Below are 1,674 nucleotides of genomic sequence, written 5' to 3'. Positions count from 1 at the left end.
CACACTCCTTTTTGGTTGAGTTTAGTCACTTTAATCTTATAAGGTCGTGTGCTTTTTGTATACCTTAAAATCAAAAAAAGTGGGACAATAATCAGATTTTTTTCTGACTATTGTCCCACACTCACTAAAAAGTTTTATTATATTTCACTGTCCTCTTGACGGGGAGCGCACCAGACTATTATCCCACACTCTTATTTTTTTCTAAATTGACCATCTGAAAACGGGTCTTCCTATTCTTTTACGTTTAACTTGTCAGTTGCTTGGTCGTGTTTTTCCTGTTCACGAATATATTTGGCAACTGTTGCCTCATTCAGTCCAACCGTACTCATATAATATCCTTCTACCCAAAACTTTCGGTTACCATATTTATATTTCAAGTTTACATGCTTCTCGAATATCATCAGTGCACTTTTCCCTTTCAAATAGCCCATAATTCTAGAGAAAATTTCTCTCTAGACTCGACTCTATTTCTCTGGATTTTTCTTACCAACATTCGTTGACAAAAAGCCGCATTTGTGAAGCTTTACGTGCTTTCTTAAGACCTGATTAATAGATAGCTCTTTTCATATAGTTTCATAACATTGATTTATCAAGGCAAATTCAGAAATAAAGTGATTATTCATTTTATCAAACCTCATAAGGTTTGATTGTTTTAAGCTCCAAAATCTTCTCTAAAAAAACTAAGCAACAGTATGCACCCTACACCTGCAAAATAACAACTAAAAAAGTAAAAATACACTTTTACATAATCCGTTTACTCAGTCTGTTAAATTTATTTTTTTCAGAATCCATTCTAAGCCACTTTCATTTCCTGTTATAATTTCTATTTCAGCTAGCATCCCCGCCTTAATTTCGAGTAAATCTCCCTTCTTATTTTTTAAATTCTCTACTTCTATCTCTACTTCTGCTATATAATAGTTTGTGCTTTTTTCCTCATTTTGAAAAAAAGCTTCTGATATTTGTACTATTTTTCCAGAAATTTTTCCATACTCTTGATAAGGTATGGAATTAAATTTGCACTTCACTGCCATTCCTTCTTTTACTTTAGCAATTTCATTCTCTGGAATTGATGCTTGAATAAAATACTTATCTTTTCTAGGTACTAGCTGCATTACATTAGCATTTCCACTCAATATATCCCCTTTATTAATTTCATTTAAAATATTTACTATACCATCTTTTGTTGAAGTAATAGTATTAACGTCAATATCATTTTGCAAAGATGCACTTTTGTCTTTCTCCGTTTTCAATGTATTTTGAGTAGTTGTGATACTATTTTCTATAGAAGATAATGTATCTTGCCTAATTTTATTGATTGTATCTTCCACATAAAAATTCTTTTCTTTGAGATTAGACAATTGAGTTTCTTTTGTAATTTTTTCATTATTCAAATCTGTTAATGCTGTTTCTTCAGTCTTATATTTCTCATTAAGTTGCAACAAAAAATCATTATTTACTTTTTCTTTAGTTGTAATATTCGAAGAATTGTTCTCTTGAGAACTGTCTATTTCTTCTATACTGATTTTATATGACTGAAAAAGAGAAAAATAATCGCAAATTTTATAATCAAGTTAGCCACCTAAAAAATAAAAAAACATCCTAGTGAAAAATCGTGTATTATTGAGGTTCCAACACCAATCAATAAGGAGACTTTTCACTATGACTTATACACAT

1 protein-coding gene and 1 pseudogene are annotated in these 1,674 nt (G+C 30.3%); both read right to left on the bottom strand.

Annotated features, from left to right (window positions below):
* Positions 1-230: 230 nt before the first annotated feature.
* Positions 231-440: pseudogene (locus IW492_RS17795) on the bottom strand (transposase); the annotation flags it as partial.
* A 318-nt stretch (positions 441-758) separates the two neighbouring features.
* Entirely contained in the window at positions 759-1,439 is a 681-nt protein-coding gene (locus IW492_RS17790; protein ID WP_202069430.1) for an HlyD family efflux transporter periplasmic adaptor subunit, read from the bottom strand.
* Between the last annotated feature and the right edge of the window lie 235 nt (positions 1,440-1,674).

This window comes from Enterococcus sp. BWB1-3, assembly GCF_016745275.1.
Classification (GTDB): domain Bacteria; phylum Bacillota; class Bacilli; order Lactobacillales; family Enterococcaceae; genus Enterococcus_L.
Note: the sequence above shows the minus strand (reverse complement) of the source record. Positions and strands in the feature narration are given on the sequence as shown.